Annotated in this window: 1 protein-coding gene; it reads right to left on the bottom strand. The window is 62.4% G+C overall.

The genetic code is table 11. The annotated features are described in order from the left end of the window. Positions 1–1,051, bottom strand: a 1,051-nt coding sequence (locus MTX36_RS29425) for a 3-keto-5-aminohexanoate cleavage protein (RefSeq protein ID WP_243623194.1), incomplete at its 3' end; no start/stop codon positions are given. Positions 1,052–1,067 lie beyond the last annotated feature (16 nt).

Genomic DNA, 1,067 nt, shown 5'->3' with positions numbered 1-1,067 from the left:
AGGCGTGCTGGGTGAAACCGAGCTGACCCGCCCGACGATTCGGCGCATACCCCAACCGCGCCAACGTCTCATCAGCATCCGCGTACGTCTGACCGATCCGATAGATATCGCGAGCTTCCTTACCCGTCGCCACCTCACGACCCAACTCACGAGCAATACGAACAACCTGCTCGACCTGCGCAACCGACGTCATCTTCTCCCCCCGACGACCCCAGATCGTGTCCTCGTTACCGCACCGCGCATGCAAACCCATCGCCGTCGCCATCGTGTTCACCGGCAACACACTGCGCATCAACGTCTCGAGCGTCAAACACGCACCGTCCGGAACGCGGGAAACGAAGTTCATCATGTTGTACGGATTCGGACCGTCGAAACCTCCGCCGATCGCCACCCACGTCAAGTTCAACGGACCGGTGTACTTACCGCGGCGGATCAACCGTTCCACCGTCTCGAGCTGCGGAATACTCGAAAGCTGGAAGTGCGGCTGGATCCCCGCAGCCTGCAACCGGCGCAGATGCTCCTCGACCCACTCCGGGCCGGCCGGAACGACCATCTCGCGGTACGTGTTCGCCAACTCCGGGCGTTCCATCGACGTGCCGCCGATATCGTCGGGCGTCATCAACTCCATGATGTTCATCTGGCTGGTGTTGATCGCGATCGTCACCTGATCCGGTGCCGGATCCAGCGTCGCCAACATGTGGCGGACGTCGTCGGAGAGCCACTTCGCGTCGGCGCCTTCACCTTCCGGGGCGAAGGAGATGGAGCCGCCGACCTGCAGGATCATGTCCGGCACTGCTTCGCGGAGGCGGCCGAGCAGTTCGTTGAACTTCGAGAGTCGCTTGGAGCCCTTGCCGTCGAGTTCGCGGACGTGGATGTGCAGGACCGTCGCGCCGGCATTGTAGCAGTCCACCGCGGTCTGGACGTGCTCGTCCATCGTCAGGGGCAGGTCTTCGGCGAAGTCGTCCGGTTCCCATTCAGGGCCGTACGGTGCGACGGTGATGACCAGCTTTTCCTGGGTCTCGGGGAACAGTGCGTCGTCGTGGAAATGCATAACGTGACTCCAATCG

The sequence above is a fragment of the Rhodococcus sp. ARC_M6 genome (assembly GCF_022810305.1).
Taxonomy (GTDB): domain Bacteria; phylum Actinomycetota; class Actinomycetes; order Mycobacteriales; family Mycobacteriaceae; genus Rhodococcus_F.
This window is presented reverse-complemented; position numbering and strand designations above follow the sequence as displayed.